Origin of the sequence: Salinivibrio siamensis (genome assembly GCF_001996005.1) — a bacterium.
GTDB classification, from domain to species: Bacteria; Pseudomonadota; Gammaproteobacteria; order Enterobacterales; family Vibrionaceae; genus Salinivibrio; species Salinivibrio siamensis.
On record NZ_MUFB01000043.1, the window covers coordinates 1 to 16,055 of the forward strand.

The 16,055-nt window shown below is 48.5% G+C and carries 30 protein-coding genes and 1 pseudogene; all 31 read left to right on the top strand.

The annotated features are described in order from the left end of the window. Positions 1 to 16: 16 nt before the first annotated feature. A pseudogene (locus BZG73_RS15305) lies at positions 17 to 487 on the top strand (EF-Tu C-terminal domain-related protein); the annotation flags it as partial. A gap of 192 nt (positions 488 to 679) precedes the next feature. Then, complete coding sequence (gene bfd / locus BZG73_RS15310) at positions 680 to 871, top strand: bacterioferritin-associated ferredoxin (RefSeq protein ID WP_077668768.1); 192 nt, start codon at positions 680 to 682, stop codon at positions 869 to 871. Positions 872 to 945: 74 nt separating this feature from the next. Further along, positions 946 to 1,434: a bacterioferritin gene (bfr, locus tag BZG73_RS15315; protein ID WP_046074790.1), complete on the top strand. Its 489-nt coding sequence runs from the start codon at positions 946 to 948 to the stop codon at positions 1,432 to 1,434. A gap of 354 nt (positions 1,435 to 1,788) precedes the next feature. Then, positions 1,789 to 2,100 (top strand): 30S ribosomal protein S10, encoded by a 312-nt coding sequence (gene rpsJ / locus BZG73_RS15320; protein ID WP_002541412.1) that lies wholly within the window; start codon positions 1,789 to 1,791, stop codon positions 2,098 to 2,100. 13 nt (positions 2,101 to 2,113) lie between these two features. Further along, positions 2,114 to 2,743, top strand: a complete 630-nt coding sequence (gene rplC, locus BZG73_RS15325) for a 50S ribosomal protein L3 (protein WP_046074791.1) — start codon at positions 2,114 to 2,116, stop codon at positions 2,741 to 2,743. A gap of 16 nt (positions 2,744 to 2,759) precedes the next feature. Beyond that, positions 2,760 to 3,362 carry a 50S ribosomal protein L4 gene (gene rplD, locus BZG73_RS15330; protein ID WP_046074792.1) on the top strand — a complete coding sequence of 201 codons (603 nt, stop codon included), beginning with the start codon at positions 2,760 to 2,762 and terminating at the stop codon, positions 3,360 to 3,362. Continuing rightward, a complete protein-coding gene (gene rplW / locus BZG73_RS15335; RefSeq protein WP_021024465.1) occupies positions 3,359 to 3,661 on the top strand; it encodes a 50S ribosomal protein L23 in 303 nt (100 codons plus the stop codon). The genes rplD and rplW overlap by 4 nt, the downstream gene beginning before the upstream one ends. 19 nt (positions 3,662 to 3,680) lie before the next feature. Beyond that, on the top strand, positions 3,681 to 4,505 hold the full coding sequence (gene rplB / locus BZG73_RS15340; RefSeq protein ID WP_077578275.1) for a 50S ribosomal protein L2: 825 nt from the start codon (positions 3,681 to 3,683) through the stop codon (positions 4,503 to 4,505). Between the two features lie 20 nt (positions 4,506 to 4,525). Further along, a complete protein-coding gene (gene rpsS, locus BZG73_RS15345) occupies positions 4,526 to 4,804 on the top strand; it encodes a 30S ribosomal protein S19 (protein WP_021024467.1) in 279 nt (92 codons plus the stop codon). A 10-nt stretch (positions 4,805 to 4,814) separates the two neighbouring features. Further along, the gene (rplV, locus tag BZG73_RS15350) at positions 4,815 to 5,147 is read left to right on the top strand and encodes a 50S ribosomal protein L22 (protein WP_046074794.1); all 333 of its coding nucleotides are present in this window, start codon (positions 4,815 to 4,817) and stop codon (positions 5,145 to 5,147) included. A gap of 19 nt (positions 5,148 to 5,166) precedes the next feature. Next, positions 5,167 to 5,856 (top strand): 30S ribosomal protein S3, encoded by a 690-nt coding sequence (gene rpsC / locus BZG73_RS15355; protein WP_046074795.1) that lies wholly within the window; start codon positions 5,167 to 5,169, stop codon positions 5,854 to 5,856. Positions 5,857 to 5,867: 11 nt separating this feature from the next. Next, positions 5,868 to 6,278, top strand: coding sequence for a 50S ribosomal protein L16 (gene rplP, locus BZG73_RS15360; protein WP_021024470.1), 411 nt, complete (start codon positions 5,868 to 5,870; stop codon positions 6,276 to 6,278). Continuing rightward, positions 6,278 to 6,469, top strand: a complete 192-nt coding sequence (gene rpmC, locus BZG73_RS15365; RefSeq protein ID WP_046074796.1) for a 50S ribosomal protein L29 — start codon at positions 6,278 to 6,280, stop codon at positions 6,467 to 6,469. The genes rplP and rpmC overlap by 1 nt, the downstream gene beginning before the upstream one ends. Continuing rightward, positions 6,469 to 6,723, top strand: a complete 255-nt coding sequence (gene rpsQ / locus BZG73_RS15370) for a 30S ribosomal protein S17 (RefSeq protein ID WP_046074797.1) — start codon at positions 6,469 to 6,471, stop codon at positions 6,721 to 6,723. The genes rpmC and rpsQ overlap by 1 nt, the downstream gene beginning before the upstream one ends. 160 nt (positions 6,724 to 6,883) lie before the next feature. Beyond that, positions 6,884 to 7,255 carry a 50S ribosomal protein L14 gene (rplN, locus tag BZG73_RS15375; protein WP_046074798.1) on the top strand — a complete coding sequence of 124 codons (372 nt, stop codon included), beginning with the start codon at positions 6,884 to 6,886 and terminating at the stop codon, positions 7,253 to 7,255. Between the two features lie 11 nt (positions 7,256 to 7,266). Then, entirely contained in the window at positions 7,267 to 7,581 is a 315-nt protein-coding gene (gene rplX, locus BZG73_RS15380; protein WP_021024474.1) for a 50S ribosomal protein L24, read from the top strand. 15 nt (positions 7,582 to 7,596) lie between these two features. Then, positions 7,597 to 8,136 (top strand): 50S ribosomal protein L5, encoded by a 540-nt coding sequence (gene rplE, locus BZG73_RS15385; RefSeq protein WP_021024475.1) that lies wholly within the window; start codon positions 7,597 to 7,599, stop codon positions 8,134 to 8,136. 17 nt (positions 8,137 to 8,153) lie between these two features. After that, positions 8,154 to 8,459: a 30S ribosomal protein S14 gene (gene rpsN / locus BZG73_RS15390; protein ID WP_046074799.1), complete on the top strand. Its 306-nt coding sequence runs from the start codon at positions 8,154 to 8,156 to the stop codon at positions 8,457 to 8,459. Positions 8,460 to 8,482: 23 nt separating this feature from the next. Further along, entirely contained in the window at positions 8,483 to 8,875 is a 393-nt protein-coding gene (gene rpsH / locus BZG73_RS15395) for a 30S ribosomal protein S8 (protein ID WP_046074800.1), read from the top strand. Between the two features lie 13 nt (positions 8,876 to 8,888). Next, entirely contained in the window at positions 8,889 to 9,422 is a 534-nt protein-coding gene (gene rplF / locus BZG73_RS15400) for a 50S ribosomal protein L6 (protein ID WP_077668767.1), read from the top strand. 9 nt (positions 9,423 to 9,431) lie between these two features. After that, complete coding sequence (gene rplR / locus BZG73_RS15405; RefSeq protein WP_021024479.1) at positions 9,432 to 9,785, top strand: 50S ribosomal protein L18; 354 nt, start codon at positions 9,432 to 9,434, stop codon at positions 9,783 to 9,785. A gap of 12 nt (positions 9,786 to 9,797) precedes the next feature. Beyond that, a complete protein-coding gene (gene rpsE, locus BZG73_RS15410; RefSeq protein WP_046074803.1) occupies positions 9,798 to 10,295 on the top strand; it encodes a 30S ribosomal protein S5 in 498 nt (165 codons plus the stop codon). Between the two features lie 6 nt (positions 10,296 to 10,301). Continuing rightward, positions 10,302 to 10,481 (top strand): 50S ribosomal protein L30, encoded by a 180-nt coding sequence (gene rpmD, locus BZG73_RS15415; protein ID WP_046074804.1) that lies wholly within the window; start codon positions 10,302 to 10,304, stop codon positions 10,479 to 10,481. A gap of 4 nt (positions 10,482 to 10,485) precedes the next feature. Further along, positions 10,486 to 10,920 carry a 50S ribosomal protein L15 gene (gene rplO / locus BZG73_RS15420; RefSeq protein ID WP_046074805.1) on the top strand — a complete coding sequence of 145 codons (435 nt, stop codon included), beginning with the start codon at positions 10,486 to 10,488 and terminating at the stop codon, positions 10,918 to 10,920. 23 nt (positions 10,921 to 10,943) lie between these two features. Next, positions 10,944 to 12,269, top strand: a complete 1,326-nt coding sequence (gene secY, locus BZG73_RS15425) for a preprotein translocase subunit SecY (protein WP_046074806.1) — start codon at positions 10,944 to 10,946, stop codon at positions 12,267 to 12,269. Positions 12,270 to 12,296: 27 nt separating this feature from the next. Continuing rightward, positions 12,297 to 12,410, top strand: coding sequence for a 50S ribosomal protein L36 (gene rpmJ, locus BZG73_RS15430; RefSeq protein WP_021024484.1), 114 nt, complete (start codon positions 12,297 to 12,299; stop codon positions 12,408 to 12,410). Between the two features lie 146 nt (positions 12,411 to 12,556). After that, on the top strand, positions 12,557 to 12,913 hold the full coding sequence (gene rpsM / locus BZG73_RS15435) for a 30S ribosomal protein S13 (RefSeq protein ID WP_046074807.1): 357 nt from the start codon (positions 12,557 to 12,559) through the stop codon (positions 12,911 to 12,913). 18 nt (positions 12,914 to 12,931) lie between these two features. Beyond that, a complete protein-coding gene (gene rpsK / locus BZG73_RS15440) occupies positions 12,932 to 13,321 on the top strand; it encodes a 30S ribosomal protein S11 (RefSeq protein ID WP_021024486.1) in 390 nt (129 codons plus the stop codon). A 40-nt stretch (positions 13,322 to 13,361) separates the two neighbouring features. Then, entirely contained in the window at positions 13,362 to 13,982 is a 621-nt protein-coding gene (gene rpsD / locus BZG73_RS15445) for a 30S ribosomal protein S4 (RefSeq protein WP_046074808.1), read from the top strand. A gap of 23 nt (positions 13,983 to 14,005) precedes the next feature. Continuing rightward, the gene (locus tag BZG73_RS15450; RefSeq protein WP_046074809.1) at positions 14,006 to 14,995 is read left to right on the top strand and encodes a DNA-directed RNA polymerase subunit alpha; all 990 of its coding nucleotides are present in this window, start codon (positions 14,006 to 14,008) and stop codon (positions 14,993 to 14,995) included. A gap of 35 nt (positions 14,996 to 15,030) precedes the next feature. Beyond that, positions 15,031 to 15,417, top strand: a complete 387-nt coding sequence (gene rplQ / locus BZG73_RS15455; protein WP_046074810.1) for a 50S ribosomal protein L17 — start codon at positions 15,031 to 15,033, stop codon at positions 15,415 to 15,417. Positions 15,418 to 16,055 lie beyond the last annotated feature (638 nt).

Below are 16,055 nucleotides of genomic sequence, written 5' to 3' on the forward strand. Positions count from 1 at the left end.
CTGTAGGTGACGACCTGTAGGTGACGACGTTGAAATCGTGGGCATGAAAGACACCGCGAAGACCACGTGTACTGGTGTTGAGATGTTCCGTAAGCTTCTAGACGAAGGCCGTGCGGGTGAGAACGTTGGTGTTCTTCTGCGTGGTACTAAGCGTGACGAAGTAGAGCGTGGTCAAGTACTGGCGAAGCCTGGTTCAATCACTCCGCACACCAAGTTCGAGTCAGAAGTATACGTACTGGGCAAAGACGAAGGTGGCCGTCATACGCCGTTCTTCAAAGGCTATCGTCCACAGTTCTACTTCCGTACAACTGACGTAACCGGTACTATCGAGCTGCCAGAAGGCGTTGAGATGGTAATGCCTGGTGACAACATCAAGATGGTTGTTGAGCTGATTGCACCTATCGCGATGGACGAAGGCCTACGTTTCGCTATCCGTGAAGGTGGCCGTACTGTAGGCGCGGGTGTTGTTGCTAACATCATCGCTTAATTTGATAGACATCTTGTCTTGTCTTATCAATCAAAGGGAGCGCATTTGCGCTCCCTTTTTGTTTGCGCTTTCTTTCGCGACAACTTGATATAAATGAGTTAGTCATCAATAACCAAGCGTTATATAAAAAACCTTTACCTTGAAAGCAATGCGAACTATTCTCGTTATAGTTAATGTTTTGAGATGACAGAGATGTTAGTTTGTATTTGCCACAGCGTGTCGGATAAGACCATTAAGCATTGGGTGCGTCAGCAAGGCGTCACCAGTATCCGTGAGTTACGCCAGCTGAGCCCTCTGGGTTCGCAATGTGGTAAATGTGTCCGTCAAGCCAAAGAGGTAATATATGACGAGAGCCAACTGATCACGCTACAAAAAGCGAGTTAACCTGCAGTCAATATTTGACAGCCTCCTTATGGGTTCTACATTTGTTAAGTAGAACCCATAAGGAGGCTTTTGCCATGAAAGGCGATCCAAAATCGATAGCGTTTCTCAACACGGTACTCGGCAATGAACTGATTGCGATTAATCAGTACTTTTTGCATGCGCGCATGCTTAAAGACTGGGGCTTAAAAGTCATCGCGGACAAAGAATATGAAGAGTCCATTGATGAGATGAAACATGCGGACAAGCTCATTGAGCGTATCTTGTTTTTAGAAGGGACGCCCAATTTGCAAGATTTAGGCAAGTTACGCATTGGTGAAGATACACAAGAAATTTTCGAGTGTGATTTGGCGCTAGAGATGCAAGCGCACGAAGACTTGAAAGAAGCGATTGCCTACACCGAAAGCATCCGTGATTTCGTGTCGCGCGATCTGTTCCAGTATATCCTCGATGATGAAGAAGAGCATATTGATTGGCTCGAAACCCAGTTGGGTCTGATTGATAAAGTGGGTATCGCCAACTACAACCAAGCACAGATAATCGAAGACGCCAGCGATAAAGCTTAAAACGGCGCTCAACGTCTCGAGGTAGATAAACGCACCCAGTCGGGTGCGTTTTTGTTTGGGCTTATTTTTTAACCAAGGCTTGCAAAGCTATCGCGCATCGGTATAATGCCCGGCACTGCTTAAGTCATTGCGACTTCCGACGCAGTTGTGAACCAATGAGCATCGAGGAATGGAACAGTAAACTGTTCGTTTAATGTATACTCCGCTTATGTTCGCAGTCATAGAATAATGGCTGACAATGTGCCTAATTTTGGCACTACGGTTTCACATAAATTAATCGGCATTCCCTCGTCTTAATGAGGTGGAATGGCGATATTGTTTGTGTAAATATTTTAGAATTTGGAGCTCTGTCTCATGCAGAACCAACGTATCCGTATCCGCCTTAAGGCGTTCGATCATCGTTTGATCGATCAGTCTACCGCGGAAATCGTTGAAACCGCTAAGCGCACTGGCGCACAGGTTAAGGGGCCAATCCCTCTACCTACTCGTAAAGAGCGCTTCACCGTTCTTATTTCTCCGCACGTAAACAAAGACGCACGTGACCAGTACGAAATTCGTACTCACAAACGTCTGATCGACATCGTTGAGCCAACAGATAAAACTGTTGACGCTCTGATGCGTCTTGACCTTGCTGCGGGCGTTGATGTTCAAATCAGCCTGGGTTAAGGGGGAGTAGATAATGATTGGTCTAGTCGGTCGTAAAGTCGGTATGACTCGTATCTTCAACGAAGATGGCGTTTCTATCCCGGTAACCGTAGTTGAAGTTGAAGCTAACCGTGTTGCGCAGGTGCGTAAGCCTGACGTTGACGGTTATGCCGCAATTCAAATCACTACAGGCGAGAAGAAAGCAAGCCGTGTTAACAAGGCACAAGCTGGTCACTTTGCGAAAGCAGGTGTTGAAGCAGGCCGCGGTTTGTGGGAATTCCGTCTGGAAAATGGTGAAGAGTTCGAAGTTGGCGCTGAGCTAAACGTCGATCTTTTCTCTGAAATCAAAAAAGTAGACGTTACTGGCACGTCAAAAGGTAAGGGCTTCCAAGGCGGCGTTAAGCGTTGGAACTTCCGTACTCAAGACATGAGCCACGGTAACTCTTTGTCTCACCGTGCACCTGGTTCTATCGGACAATGTCAGAGCCCAGGTCGCGTATTCAAAGGCAAAAAAATGGCAGGTCACATGGGTGCTGAGCGTGTAACGACTCAAAACCTAGAGATCGTACGTGTTGACGCTGAGCGCAATCTGCTTCTTATTAAAGGTGCAGTCCCAGGTGCGACAGGTGGCAACGTGATCGTTAAACCAGCCGTTAAAGCGTAACGTCGAGGAGATAGTAATGGAATTGGTAGTCAAAGGCGCCGACGCGCTAACTGTTTCCGAAACTACCTTCGGGCGTGAATTCAACGAGTCCCTGGTTCACCAGGTAGTCGTTGCATACGCAGCTGGTGCCCGTCAAGGTACTCGCGCTCAGAAAACTCGTTCAGACGTGTCTGGTGGCGGTGCTAAGCCATGGCGTCAGAAGGGTACTGGTCGCGCCCGTGCAGGTACAATCCGCAGCCCAATCTGGCGCAGCGGTGGTGTCACTTTCGCAGCACGTCCTCAGGACCACGCTCAGAAAGTAAACAAAAAGATGTACCGTGGTGCTCTTAAGAGCATCCTGTCAGAGCTGGTTCGTCAAGAGCGTTTGATCGTTGTTGATAACTTCTCTGTTGAAGCACCAAAAACTAAAGAGCTTGTCGCTAAGCTGAAAGAGCTTGAGCTGAACGATGCTCTGATCGTCACTGCCGAAGTTGATGAGAACCTGTTCCTTGCGGCACGTAACCTTTATAAGGTTGACGTACGCGATACAGATACCATCGACCCAGTTAGCTTGATCGCTTTCGACAAAGTCGTGATGACTGCTGATGCAGTTAAACAAGTTGAGGAGATGCTGGCATGATCACTGAAGAGCGTATCCTAAAAGTTCTGCGTGCTCCGCACATCTCTGAAAAAGCGACGATGGCCGCTGAAAACAACAACACCGTTGTATTCAAAGTCGCCAAAGAAGCAACTAAAAAAGAGATCAAAGCGGCAGTTGAAAAACTGTTCGAAGTTGAAGTGAAGTCTGTTCGTACTCTTCTTGTGAAGGGTAAGACCAAACGTCAAGGTATGCGTGAAGGCCGTCGTAGCGACTGGAAAAAAGCGTATGTTGCCTTGAAAGAAGGTCAGGACATCGACTTCGTTGGCGGCGCTGAGTAAGACGGAGGAGTAAAAGCAAATGGCTATTATCAAATGTAAGCCGACTTCACCGGGTCGTCGTCACCTTGTTAAAGTGGTTAACCATGATCTGTACAAAGGTAAACCATATGCACCACTGCTAGAGAAAAACTCTAAGTCTGGTGGTCGCAATAACAACGGTCGAATCACAGTGCGTCACATCGGTGGTGGTCACAAGCATCATTACCGTGTAATTGACTTCAAACGTACTAAAGACGGTATCCCAGCGAAAGTTGAGCGTCTCGAGTACGATCCGAACCGTAGTGCAAACATCGCGCTTGTACTGTATGCGGACGGTGAACGTCGTTACATCATCGCACCAAAAGGCCTAAAAGCCGGTGATCAGATCCAATCTGGTGCAGATTCAGCTATCAAGGTAGGTAACACCCTGCCAATGCGTAACATCCCAGTGGGTTCTACTATCCACAATATCGAGCTTAAGCCTGGTAAAGGTGGTCAGTTAGCTCGTTCTGCGGGTGCATATGCGCAAATCGTAGCTCGTGACGGCGCGTACGTCACACTCCGCCTACGCAGCGGTGAAATGCGTAAGGTTCTTGCTGAAGGTCGTGCGACTCTTGGTGAAGTGGGTAACTCTGAGCACATGCTACGCGAACTGGGTAAAGCCGGTGCCGCGCGCTGGAAAGGCGCACGTCCAAGCGTACGTGGTGTTGCAATGAACCCGATTGACCACCCACACGGTGGTGGTGAAGGCCGTACCTCAGGTGGTCGTCATCCAGTATCACCTTGGGGTATGCCAACTAAAGGCTTCAAGACCCGTAAGAACAAACGTACCGACAAGTACATCGTACGTCGTCGTAACAAGTAATTATTATCAGAGGATAAGCCATGCCACGTTCTCTCAAGAAAGGTCCTTTTATTGACCTGCACTTGCTGAAGAAGGTAGAGAAAGCGGTGGAAAGCGGTGACAAGAAGCCTTTAAAGACTTGGTCCCGTCGTTCAATGATCATCCCACAGATGATCGGATTGACCATCGCTGTCCATAATGGTCGTCAGCACGTACCCGTTTTCGTTTCTGAAGAAATGATCGGTCACAAGCTGGGCGAGTTTGCACCAACACGTACTTATCGCGGCCATGCTGCTGATAAGAAAGCTAAGAAGCGTTAAGGGGTAAGAAATGGAAGCTATTGCTAAACATCGCTTTGCTCGTATCTCGCCTCAAAAAGCACGTTTGGTTGCGGATCAAGTGCGCGGTAAAGACGTAGCACAAGCACTGGAACTACTGACTTTCAGCAACAAAAAAGCTGCTGACCTGGTTAAGAAAGTGTTGGAATCTGCTATTGCAAACGCCGAGCATAACGAAGGTGCGGATATCGACGATCTAAGCGTCGCCAAAGTCTTCGTTGATGAAGGCCCAATCATGAAGCGTATTATGCCTCGTGCAAAAGGCCGTGCCGATCGCATCTTGAAGCGTTCTAGCCACATCACTGTTGTTGTAGCAGACCGCTAAGAGACGAGGAGATAAAGCAATGGGTCAAAAAGTACATCCTAATGGTATTCGTCTTGGCATTGTTAAGCCTTGGAATTCCACTTGGTTTGCTAATAACCAAGATTTCGCTGACAACCTAGACGGCGACTTTAAGGTACGTCAGTTCTTGAACAATGAACTGAAAAAAGCGTCAGTCTCTCGCATCGTTATCGAGCGTCCTGCTAAGAGTGTTCGTGTGACTATTCACACTGCACGTCCTGGTGTGGTTATCGGTAAGAAAGGTGAAGATGTTGAGAAGCTGCGCGCTCACGTTGCAAAACTAGCCGGTGTACCAGCGCAAATCAACATCGCTGAAGTACGTAAGCCTGAGCTAGATGCGCAACTTGTTGGCGACAGCATCGCATCACAGCTAGAGCGCCGTGTTATGTTCCGTCGTGCGATGAAGCGCGCGGTACAAAACGCTATGCGCCTAGGTGCCAAAGGTATCAAAGTAGAAGTAAGCGGCCGTCTTGGCGGCGCTGAAATCGCTCGTACCGAGTGGTACCGTGAAGGCCGTGTGCCACTGCACACCCTTCGTGCTGACATTGATTACGCAACTTCTTCTGCTCACACCCAGTACGGTGTAATCGGCATTAAAACCTGGATCTTCAAAGGTGAGATCCTAGGTGGAATGGCTGAAGTTGAGCAAAAGGCTGACAAGCCGAAGAAGCAGCGTAAAGGCCGTAAGTAAGGAGTCTATCGATGCTTCAACCAAAACGTACTAAGTTCCGCAAGACTTTTAAAGGTCGTAACCGCGGTCTGGCGCACGGTACTGACGTAAGCTTCGGTACCTATGGCCTGAAAGCTGTTGGTCGCGGTCGTATCACTGCGCGTCAAATTGAGGCGGCTCGTCGTGCGATGACTCGTCACATTAAACGTCAAGGCCAAATCTGGATTCGTGTCTTCCCTGACAAACCAATTACTGGTAAGCCGTTGGAAGTTCGTATGGGTAAGGGTAAAGGTTCAGTAGATTACTGGGTTGCCCAAATCCAACCAGGCAAGGTCCTGTACGAAATGGATGGTGTTCCTGAATCACTGGCTCGCGAAGCGTTTGAATTAGCTTCACGTAAGCTACCGATCAAAACCACTTTCGTAACTAAGGCGGTGATGTGATGAAAGCACAAGAACTACGTGAAAAGACTGCTGAGCAGCTGAACGAAGAGCTAATGGGTCTGCTACGTGAGCAGTTTAATCTGCGCATGCAAGCGGCTACTGGCCAACTTCAGCAAACTCACACTCTTAAAGCTGTTCGTCGCGATATCGCACGTGTAAAAACCGTACTGACTGAGAAGGCTAACGCATAATGAGCGAGAACATCCGCACTCAGCAAGGTCGCGTTATCAGCGACAAAGGCGATAAAACTATCGTCGTTGCTATCGAGCGTTTTGTGAAACACCCAATCTACGGTAAGTACATTAAGCGCACGAGTAAGCTACATGTACACGATGAATCAAACCAGTGTAACCAAGGTGACACTGTCGAGGTTCGTGAGTGTCGTCCAATCTCTAAGCAAAAGTCTTGGACATTGGTTCGCGTTGTTGAAAAATCACGCATCTAAGCGATTTTTCATACAATAATAAGTCAAACGGCTCTCATTTGGGGGGCCGTTTATTTTTTATCTACCCATCTGGTCAAAATAGTGTTATTATTCGCCGCCCTTGTAAAAAGGCAGCCCGACCCGAGATGGGTCTAGATGTAATAACAGCGGAGCACTAACAATGATCCAAATGCAAAGTATGCTGGACGCAGCCGACAACTCCGGCGCTCGCAGTGTAATGTGTATTAAGGTTCTGGGTGGCTCTCACCGTCGTTACGCCCACGTTGGCGACATCATCAAAGTTACCGTTAAGGATTCAATCCCACGCGGTAAAGTGAAAAAAGGTGATGTGCTTAAGGCGGTGGTAGTTCGCACCCGTAAAGGCGTACGTCGTCCAGACGGCTCTGTCATTCGCTTCGACCGCAATGCTTGCGTGTTGTTGAACAACACGAACGAGCAACTAGTCGGCACACGTATCTTTGGCCCTGTGACACGCGAACTTCGTACTGAGAAGTTCATGAAAATTGTGTCTCTGGCGCCTGAAGTTCTGTAAGGAGCGATCTCATGGCAGCTAAAATCCGTCGTAACGACGAAGTTATCGTTCTTGCCGGTAAAGACAAAGGCAAGAAAGGTAAAGTATCTAAGGTTCTACCGACCGGTAAAGTTATCGTTGAAGGTATTAACCTCGTGAAGAAACACCAGAAGCCGGTTCCGGCTCTGGGCACTCAAGGTGGCATCGTTGAACAAGAAGCCGCTATTGACGTTTCAAACGTGGCTATCTTTAACGCAGCTGCTGGTAAAGGTGACCGTGTAGGCTTCCGATTTGAAGACGGCAAAAAAGTGCGTTTCTTCAAGTCGAATGGCGAAACTATTAAGTAATTCTGGAGTAGTACAATGGCGAAACTGCATGATTACTACAAAGAGACAGTTGTAGCTGAGCTATCTAAGCAATTTGGTTACAAAAGCATCATGCAAGTCCCAGGGATCGAAAAGATCACCCTAAACATGGGTGTGGGCGAAGCTCTGAACGACAAAAAACTGCTTGAAAACGCAGCTGCTGATATGACCGCAATTTCTGGTCAAAAGCCGCTGATCACTAAAGCACGTAAATCAGTCGCAGGCTTCAAGATCCGTGAGGGCTACCCAATTGGTTGTAAAGTAACCCTACGTGGCGAGCGTATGTGGGACTTCTTTGAGCGTTTGATCGCTATCGCAGTTCCTCGTATCCGTGACTTCCGTGGTCTGAACCCGAAAGCGTTCGACGGTCGCGGTAACTACAGCATGGGCGTTCGCGAGCAAATCATCTTCCCTGAGATTGACTACGACAAAGTCGATCGTATCCGTGGTCTTGATATTACTATCACTACCACCGCAGGTACAGATGAGGAAGGTCGAGCTCTGCTGGCTGCCTTTAACTTCCCATTCCGTAAGTAAGGTGAAGGGTTACTGTTATGGCTAAAAAATCGATGAAAGCACGTGACGTAAAACGTGCGAAGCTCGCAGCCCGTTATGCTGAAAAGCGTGACAACCTGCGTGCGACCATTAAGAATGTCAACACGTCAGACGAAGAGCGTTGGGACGCAGTCCTGAAGCTTCAGTCGCTACCACGTGATTCTGCGAAGTCTCGTCAGCGTAACCGCTGTAACCAGACTGGTCGTCCACATGGCTACCTACGCAAATTCGGYCTAAGCCGAATCAAGGTTCGTGAAGCTTGCATGAAAGGCGAGATTCCGGGTCTGCGTAAGGCAAGCTGGTAATTGAATCACGGGAGTAAAGACTTATGAGCATGCAAGATCCGATCTCGGATATGCTGACCCGCCTACGCAACGGTCAGGCAGCAAAGAAAGTTGCTGTTAAAATGCCTTCGTCAAAGCTAAAAGTGGCAATTGCTGAGCTACTAAAAGCAGAAGGTTACGTGGCTGACGTCGCAGTAAATAGCGACGCGAAGCCTGAACTGGAAGTGACGTTGAAATACTTCGAATCTAAACCAGTTATCGAGCAAATCCAACGTGTTAGCCGTCCAGGCCTGCGCATCTACAAAAAGAAAGATGAGTTGCCTTCAGTGATGGGTGGCCTTGGTATTGCTGTTGTATCAACTTCGAAAGGTTTGATGACCGATCGCGCAGCTCGCAAAGCGGGTCTGGGCGGTGAAATCATCTGCTACGTAGCTTAATAAGGAGTAGGAAATGTCTCGTGTTGCAAAAGCACCTGTCGTAGTTCCTGCCGGCGTAGAGGTGAAACTTAACGGTCAGGAAATCACTGTAAAAGGAAGCAAAGGCGAACTAAGCCGCACGCTTCACGATATGGTGGCAGTAAACCAAGAAAAGAACACCATTACCTTCGCACCAAGTGTGGAACACGCTAAAGCATGGGCTCATGCTGGTACAGCGCGTGCACTGGTCAACAGCATGGTTGTTGGTGTTACAGAAGGCTTTACCAAGAAACTGGTCCTGAAAGGTGTTGGTTACCGTGCAAACGTTGCAGGTAATAAACTTAACCTGACACTTGGTTTCTCTCACCCGGTTGAGCACGCTCTGCCAGAGGGTGTTAAGGCAGAATGTCCAAGCCAAACTGAAATTGTTATCAGCGGTGCTGATAAACAAGCAGTTGGCCAGGTGGCTGCCGATATCCGCGCATACCGCAAGCCAGAGCCTTACAAAGGCAAAGGCGTTCGTTACTCTGACGAAGCTGTGCGTACCAAAGAAGCTAAGAAGAAGTAAGGTAACACTATGGATAAGAAAGCATCTCGTATCCGTCGTGCGACCAAAGCACGACGCAAGATCGCGGAAATGGGTGCGACTCGCCTGGTGGTACACCGTACTCCACGTCATGTGTACGCACAGGTTATCGCTGGTAACGGCGCGGAAGTTATCGCCGCCGCTTCTACCGTAGAAAAAGCGATCCGTGAGCAAGTGAAGAGCACCGGTAACAAAGACGCCGCTGCAGCCGTGGGTAAGATCATTGCTGAGCGAGCGAAGGAAAAAGGCATCGAAGCCGTTGCTTTTGACCGTTCCGGTTTCCAATACCACGGCCGTGTGGCTGCACTGGCAGATGCTGCCCGTGAAGCTGGTCTGAAATTCTAAGGTAGGTGGAAGATGGCTAACGATAAACAACAAAGTGATTTGCATGAGAAGCTGATCGCTGTAAACCGTGTATCTAAAACGGTTAAAGGTGGTCGCATCTTTACCTTCACTGCCCTGACTGTGGTAGGTGATGGTAACGGTCGCGTAGGTTTCGGTTACGGTAAAGCCCGTGAAGTACCTGCTGCGATCCAAAAATCAATGGAAAAGGCGCGTCGTAACATGATTACTATCGCGCTGAAAGACGGTACTCTGCACCACGCTGTTAAAGGCCGCCACACTGGTTCAAAAGTGTACATGCAGCCAGCATCAGAAGGTACAGGTATCATCGCCGGTGGTGCGATGCGTGCCGTGCTTGAAGTAGCAGGCGTTCAAGACGTTCTGGCGAAAGCATACGGTTCGACCAACCCAATCAACATCGTTCGTGCAACGATTGATGGTCTGGGTGGTACGAAGTCTCCAGAGATGGTAGCTGCGAAACGTGGCATGCCTGTCAACGAAATTCTGGGGTAATACGACATGGCTAAGACAATTAAAGTAACTCAGACTCGTAGCGCTATCGGCCGCTTGCCGAAGCACAAAGCGACCCTGCGTGGCTTGGGCCTACGTCGCATCAACCACACTGTTGAACTTGAAGACACACCGTGCGTGCGCGGTATGATCAACAAAGTCAACTACATGGTTAAAGTGGAGGAGTAATCACATGCGTTTGAATACTCTATCTCCGGCTGCAGGCTCAAAGCCTTCTGCGAAGCGTGTAGGCCGTGGTATTGGTTCAGGCCTGGGTAAAACCGGTGGCCGTGGTCACAAAGGTCAGAAATCACGTTCAGGTGGTTCAGTACGCCCAGGTTTCGAAGGCGGTCAAATGCCTTTGAAACAGCGTCTGCCAAAATTCGGTTTTACTTCGCGTAAAGGCCTCACTTCTGCTGAAGTTCGTCTCGGCGAGCTGGCAAAAGTTGAAGGTGACGTGGTAAGCCTTGAAACACTGAAAGCAGCGAATGTTATCGCACAAGACACTCGTACAGCGAAAATCGTACTGTCTGGCGAAATCGCTCGCTCAGTGACCGTGAAAGGTGTTCGTGTCACTAAAGGCGCTAAAGCGGCAATCGAAGCTGCAGGCGGTAAAATCGAGGAATAATTTAGCTCGAGGACGAGGTACAGATGGCAAAACAACCAGGACAAAACTTCAGTAGTGCAAAAGGCGGAGTCGCGGAGCTAAAAAGCCGCCTACTTTTTGTAGCAATGGCATTATTGGTATTCCGTGCCGGCTCTTTTGTGCCAATTCCTGGTATTGACGCTGCTGTACTTGCCGATCTGTTCGAACAGCAACAAGGGACCATCATTGACTTGGTTAACATGTTCTCTGGTGGTGCCCTTGAGCGTGCTTCGATACTGGCACTGGGCATTATGCCGTATATTTCGGCGTCGATTATTGTTCAGTTATTGTCAGTGGTTCACCCCGCATTAGCGGAGTTGAAAAAAGAGGGCGAATCTGGCCGTCGTAAGATCAGTCAGTATACCCGCTACGGCACGCTGGTGTTGGCAACTTTCCAAGCAATTGGAATCGCGACTGGGTTACCGAGTATGATGCCAGGTCTGGTGATTAATCCAGGTCCTGCGTTTTACTTTACTGCGGTTGTCAGTTTGGTCACAGGTACCATGTTCTTAATGTGGTTAGGTGAGCAAATTACGGAACGTGGTATAGGTAACGGTATCTCGCTGATCATTTTCACCGGGATTGTCGCGGGTCTGCCACCCGCAATTGGACAGACAATAGAGCAAGCGCGTCAAGGCGACATGTCTCCGCTTCTCTTGCTAGGTATCGCAGTGATCGTATTGGCGGTCGTCTACTTTGTGGTCTTTATGGAACGTGGTCAACGTCGTATCGTCGTTAACTACGCCAAGCGGCAACAAGGTCGCCGTGTCTTTGCAGCGCAAAGCACGCACCTGCCACTTAAGATCAACATGGCAGGCGTTATTCCTGCGATTTTTGCATCAAGTATTATTTTGTTCCCTGGCACGCTTGCTAACTGGTTTGGTAAGGGTGATCAAACAAGCTGGCTAACCGATGTGTCATTGGCACTGAGTCCGGGGCAACCAGCGTACGTAATACTTTATGCGGCAGCGATTATCTTCTTCTGCTTTTTCTATACAGCGTTGGTGTTTAACCCGCGAGAAACAGCAGATAATTTGAAGAAGTCAGGAGCGTTCGTACCTGGTATTCGCCCGGGTGAGCAGACTGCTAAATACATTGATAAAGTAATGACACGGTTAACCCTCGCAGGTGCCATGTATATTACCTTTATCTGTCTGATCCCCGAGTTCATGATGATTGCGTGGGATGTCCACTTCTACTTTGGTGGTACATCACTACTCATCGTAGTAGTCGTAATCATGGACTTTATGGCTCAAGTTCAGACTCATTTGATGTCTCAACAATATGAGTCCGTGTTGAAAAAAGCCAACCTCAAAGGCTACGGCCGCTAATAGGTTGTCTATTTACGGAGTTTAGCAATGAAAGTTCGTGCTTCCGTTAAGAAAATCTGCCGTAACTGTAAAGTGATCAAGCGTAACGGTACCGTTCGTGTGATCTGCAGTGAGCCAAAGCACAAGCAGCGCCAAGGCTAATAGCAGAATATTTTTCTTGCAAAATGAGGTCAGGCTGGCTACATTAGCCAGCCCACCTTTTGTATGTGCAAAAGAAGTGGTTATGCCGCTGCGTATCCTCGACGGGCTCTGCAGCGGTTCTACTTGAAAAGTACTAGGAGTGAATAGTGGCCCGTATAGCAGGCATTAACATTCCTGATCAAAAGCATGCTGTTATCGCATTGACTGCGATTTACGGCGTCGGCAAAACCACCTCTCAAGCTATTTTAGCTGATGCAGGTATTGCTGAAAGCACTAAGATCAGTGAACTATCAGAAGAACAGATCGACCAATTGCGTGACGGTGTCGCTAAGTACACCGTAGAAGGCGATCTACGTCGTGAAATTTCCATGAACATCAAGCGTCTTATGGACCTTGGTTGTAACCGCGGTATTCGTCATCGTCGCAGCTTGCCACTACGTGGTCAGCGTACGAAGACCAATGCTCGTACCCGTAAGGGTCCGCGCAAGCCGATCAAGAAATAATCGGGGTAGATAAGTACTATGGCTAAACAAGCAACTCGTGCACGCAAACGCGTACGCAAGCAAGTCGCTGATGGCGTCGCGCACATTCATGCGTCTTTCAATAACACAATCGTGACGATTTCTGACCGTCAAGGCAACGCTCTGGCATGGGCGACCGCCGGTGGTTCAGGTTTCCGTGGCTCTCGTAAGTCAACTCCATACGCTGCGCAGGTTGCTGCAGAGCGTTGTGGTGAAATGGCAAAAGAGTACGGCCTGAAAAACCTCGAAGTGATGGTTAAAGGTCCAGGTCCAGGTCGCGAGTCTACTATTCGTGCCTTGAACGCAGCGGGCTTCCGCATCACTAACATTGTTGATGCGACGCCAATCCCGCATAACGGTTGTCGTCCACCTAAGAAACGCCGCGTTTAATACGCACTAGCGCTGTTTCTTAGAATATTGGAGAAAGATCATGGCAAGATATTTGGGTCCTAAGCTGAAGCTTAGCCGTCGCGAAGGCACTGACTTATTCCTTAAGTCAGGCGTACGCGCGATTGATACCAAGTGTAAAATCGATAACGTCCCAGGCGTTCACGGTCAGCGTCGCGGCCGTCTGTCTGACTATGGCGTTCAGCTTCGCGAGAAGCAAAAAGTACGTCGTATGTACGGCGTAATGGAAAAGCAGTTCCGTAACTACTACAAAGACGCTGCCCGCATCAAGGGTAATACAGGTGAGAACCTGCTTCAGCTTCTTGAAGGTCGCCTAGACAACGTAGTTTACCGCATGGGCTTTGGCGCAACTCGCGCTGAATCACGTCAGCTGGTAAGCCACAAAGCGATCCTAGTTAACGGCAAAGTAGTTAACGTACCTTCTTTCAAGGTTTCGGCAAACGACGTGATTAGCATTCGCGAGAAAGCTAAGAACCAGGCGCGTATCAAAGCAGCTCTAGAAGTTGCCGCTCAACGCGAACTGCCAACTTGGATCGAAGTAGACAGCAAGAAGATGGAAGGCACATTCAAGCGCCTACCAGAGCGTTCTGATTTGTCTGCTGACATCAACGAACACCTGATCGTCGAGCTTTACTCTAAGTAAAGCTGAACTAAAGAGAGGACATAATGCAGGGTTCTGTAACAGAATTTCTTAAGCCGCGTCTAGTTGATATTGAACAAGTTAGCTCGACGCACGCAAAAGTAACTCTTGAACCCCTAGAGCGTGGTTTTGGCCATACTCTGGGGAATGCGCTACGTCGTATCCTACTTTCATCTATGCCAGGCTGTGCGGTGACGGAAGTTGAAATTGACGGCGTATTGCACGAGTACAGCACCAAAGAAGGGGTTCAGGAAGATATCCTGGAAATCCTACTTAACCTTAAAGGCCTAGCCGTTAAGGTTGAGGGTAAAGATGAAGTTATCCTTACTCTGACCAAGTCTGGTGCAGGCCCTGTTGTTGCAGGCGACATCACCCATGATGGTGGTGTTGAGATTGCGAACCCAGAACACGTTATCTGCCACCTGACTGATGCAAGCGCTGAAATTAGCATGCGTATCAAGGTAGAGCGTGGTCGTGGCTATGTACCAGCGTCTGCGCGTATCGATAGCGAAGACGACGAGCGTCCAATCGGTCGCCTACTTGTTGACGCAACGTTCAGCCCAGTAGATCGCATTGCTTACAAAGTGGAAGCAGCGCGTGTCGAACAGCGTACTGACCTCGACAAGCTGGTCATCGATATGGAAACTAACGGTACACTGGATCCTGAGGAAGCGATTCGCCGTGCGGCAACCATCCTAGCAGAACAGCTAGATGCGTTTGTTGACCTGCGCGATGTACGTGTCCCTGAGGAGAAAGAAGAGAAGCCAGAGTTCGATCCGATCCTACTGCGTCCTGTAGACGATCTTGAACTAACTGTTCGCTCTGCTAACTGTTTGAAAGCAGAAGCGATTCACTATATCGGTGATCTGGTACAGCGTACCGAGGTTGAGCTTCTGAAAACGCCAAACCTTGGTAAGAAGTCTTTGACTGAAATTAAAGACGTGCTGGCATCACGTGGTCTGTCTCTAGGTATGCGCCTAGAAAACTGGCCGCCAGCATCCATTGCTGAAGATTAATCAGAGACTGATTATTTAGTTAGAAGGATTAGGTCATGCGCCATCGTAAGAGTGGTCGTCAACTCAATCGCAACAGCAGCCATCGTAAAGCGATGTTCAGCAACATGGCTAGCTCGCTGGTAACTCACGAAGTTATCAAAACAACTTTGCCGAAGGCAAAAGAGCTGCGTCGCGTCATTGAACCGTTGATTACCTTAGCTAAAAACGACAGTGTTGCTAACCGTCGTGTAGCATTCGCTCGTACTCGTAACGACGAAGTCGTAGCGAAACTGTTTAATGAACTCGGCCCACGTTTTGCTTCACGTGCTGGCGGTTACACTCGCATTCTGAAATGCGGTGTTCGCTCTGGTGATAAAGCCCCAATGGCTTACATCGAGCTTGTTGATCGCCCAGAGCAAGACGCTGAGCAAGCTGCAGAATAAGTTTTATTACTTATAAGCAGCACCCAGAAAAGCCAGGCAACTCGCCTGGCTTTTTCTTTATCTAGCCTAGGCTTGTATAGAGCAAAATCCCTGATAGGTTTTCAATGTTTGTCTCCTTTCATACAAGAGGTCGGGGTACAGAGAATAAAATTTGCAGCATAAATGACAATTTTTAATGCTTAGGAAGCAAAACGAGGTTTAGTTGACCAAAAAAGGCGATATCGGACAAAAATAGACCGCTTAGTAAAAAACAAACAATTAATGATTGACGGATGTCACAAACGCTTTAGAATGCCGCCCTACTTAACGCAGATAGCGCGTTAGGGGAGTCAAAAAGAGGTTTTATTTCACCCGGCGGGTTGAAAATAAAAGATAAAATTTCTTCTTGACTTTAACGGAAAGGCGCGTAAGATACGCAGCCCTGACCAAGCGAAGCGCAGCTTCGCATCGTCAACGCTCTTTAACAATTTGACCTATGCAATCTGTGTGGGCACTCGTTGAGAATAGACAAAAAGATTTATTCGATGAACTGAGTGACCAAACGACAACTTTTACAGTTGTTCGGCACAGTCAATTCGTTTGTCTCGTAAGAGACGAACAAAACAGTATTTATCGAGCCGTTTGTCTTTCCTTTTGGG

Excerpts from the sequence above, each read along its gene's own strand:
- bfd (WP_077668768.1), top strand. The coding sequence starts at position 680 with ATGTTAGTTTGTATTTGCCACAGCGTGTCGGATAAGACCATTAAGCAT.
- bfr (WP_046074790.1), top strand. The coding sequence starts at position 946 with ATGAAAGGCGATCCAAAATCGATAGCGTTTCTCAACACGGTACTCGGC.
- rpsJ (WP_002541412.1), top strand. The coding sequence starts at position 1,789 with ATGCAGAACCAACGTATCCGTATCCGCCTTAAGGCGTTCGATCATCGT.
- rplC (WP_046074791.1), top strand. The coding sequence starts at position 2,114 with ATGATTGGTCTAGTCGGTCGTAAAGTCGGTATGACTCGTATCTTCAAC.
- rplD (WP_046074792.1), top strand. The coding sequence starts at position 2,760 with ATGGAATTGGTAGTCAAAGGCGCCGACGCGCTAACTGTTTCCGAAACT.
- rplW (WP_021024465.1), top strand. The coding sequence starts at position 3,359 with ATGATCACTGAAGAGCGTATCCTAAAAGTTCTGCGTGCTCCGCACATC.
- rplB (WP_077578275.1), top strand. The coding sequence starts at position 3,681 with ATGGCTATTATCAAATGTAAGCCGACTTCACCGGGTCGTCGTCACCTT.
- rpsS (WP_021024467.1), top strand. The coding sequence starts at position 4,526 with ATGCCACGTTCTCTCAAGAAAGGTCCTTTTATTGACCTGCACTTGCTG.
- rplV (WP_046074794.1), top strand. The coding sequence starts at position 4,815 with ATGGAAGCTATTGCTAAACATCGCTTTGCTCGTATCTCGCCTCAAAAA.
- rpsC (WP_046074795.1), top strand. The coding sequence starts at position 5,167 with ATGGGTCAAAAAGTACATCCTAATGGTATTCGTCTTGGCATTGTTAAG.
- rplP (WP_021024470.1), top strand. The coding sequence starts at position 5,868 with ATGCTTCAACCAAAACGTACTAAGTTCCGCAAGACTTTTAAAGGTCGT.
- rpmC (WP_046074796.1), top strand. The coding sequence starts at position 6,278 with ATGAAAGCACAAGAACTACGTGAAAAGACTGCTGAGCAGCTGAACGAA.
- rpsQ (WP_046074797.1), top strand. The coding sequence starts at position 6,469 with ATGAGCGAGAACATCCGCACTCAGCAAGGTCGCGTTATCAGCGACAAA.
- rplN (WP_046074798.1), top strand. The coding sequence starts at position 6,884 with ATGATCCAAATGCAAAGTATGCTGGACGCAGCCGACAACTCCGGCGCT.
- rplX (WP_021024474.1), top strand. The coding sequence starts at position 7,267 with ATGGCAGCTAAAATCCGTCGTAACGACGAAGTTATCGTTCTTGCCGGT.
- rplE (WP_021024475.1), top strand. The coding sequence starts at position 7,597 with ATGGCGAAACTGCATGATTACTACAAAGAGACAGTTGTAGCTGAGCTA.
- rpsH (WP_046074800.1), top strand. The coding sequence starts at position 8,483 with ATGAGCATGCAAGATCCGATCTCGGATATGCTGACCCGCCTACGCAAC.
- rplF (WP_077668767.1), top strand. The coding sequence starts at position 8,889 with ATGTCTCGTGTTGCAAAAGCACCTGTCGTAGTTCCTGCCGGCGTAGAG.
- rplR (WP_021024479.1), top strand. The coding sequence starts at position 9,432 with ATGGATAAGAAAGCATCTCGTATCCGTCGTGCGACCAAAGCACGACGC.
- rpsE (WP_046074803.1), top strand. The coding sequence starts at position 9,798 with ATGGCTAACGATAAACAACAAAGTGATTTGCATGAGAAGCTGATCGCT.
- rpmD (WP_046074804.1), top strand. The coding sequence starts at position 10,302 with ATGGCTAAGACAATTAAAGTAACTCAGACTCGTAGCGCTATCGGCCGC.
- rplO (WP_046074805.1), top strand. The coding sequence starts at position 10,486 with ATGCGTTTGAATACTCTATCTCCGGCTGCAGGCTCAAAGCCTTCTGCG.
- secY (WP_046074806.1), top strand. The coding sequence starts at position 10,944 with ATGGCAAAACAACCAGGACAAAACTTCAGTAGTGCAAAAGGCGGAGTC.
- rpmJ (WP_021024484.1), top strand. The coding sequence starts at position 12,297 with ATGAAAGTTCGTGCTTCCGTTAAGAAAATCTGCCGTAACTGTAAAGTG.
- rpsK (WP_021024486.1), top strand. The coding sequence starts at position 12,932 with ATGGCTAAACAAGCAACTCGTGCACGCAAACGCGTACGCAAGCAAGTC.
- rpsD (WP_046074808.1), top strand. The coding sequence starts at position 13,362 with ATGGCAAGATATTTGGGTCCTAAGCTGAAGCTTAGCCGTCGCGAAGGC.
- BZG73_RS15450 (WP_046074809.1), top strand. The coding sequence starts at position 14,006 with ATGCAGGGTTCTGTAACAGAATTTCTTAAGCCGCGTCTAGTTGATATT.
- rplQ (WP_046074810.1), top strand. The coding sequence starts at position 15,031 with ATGCGCCATCGTAAGAGTGGTCGTCAACTCAATCGCAACAGCAGCCAT.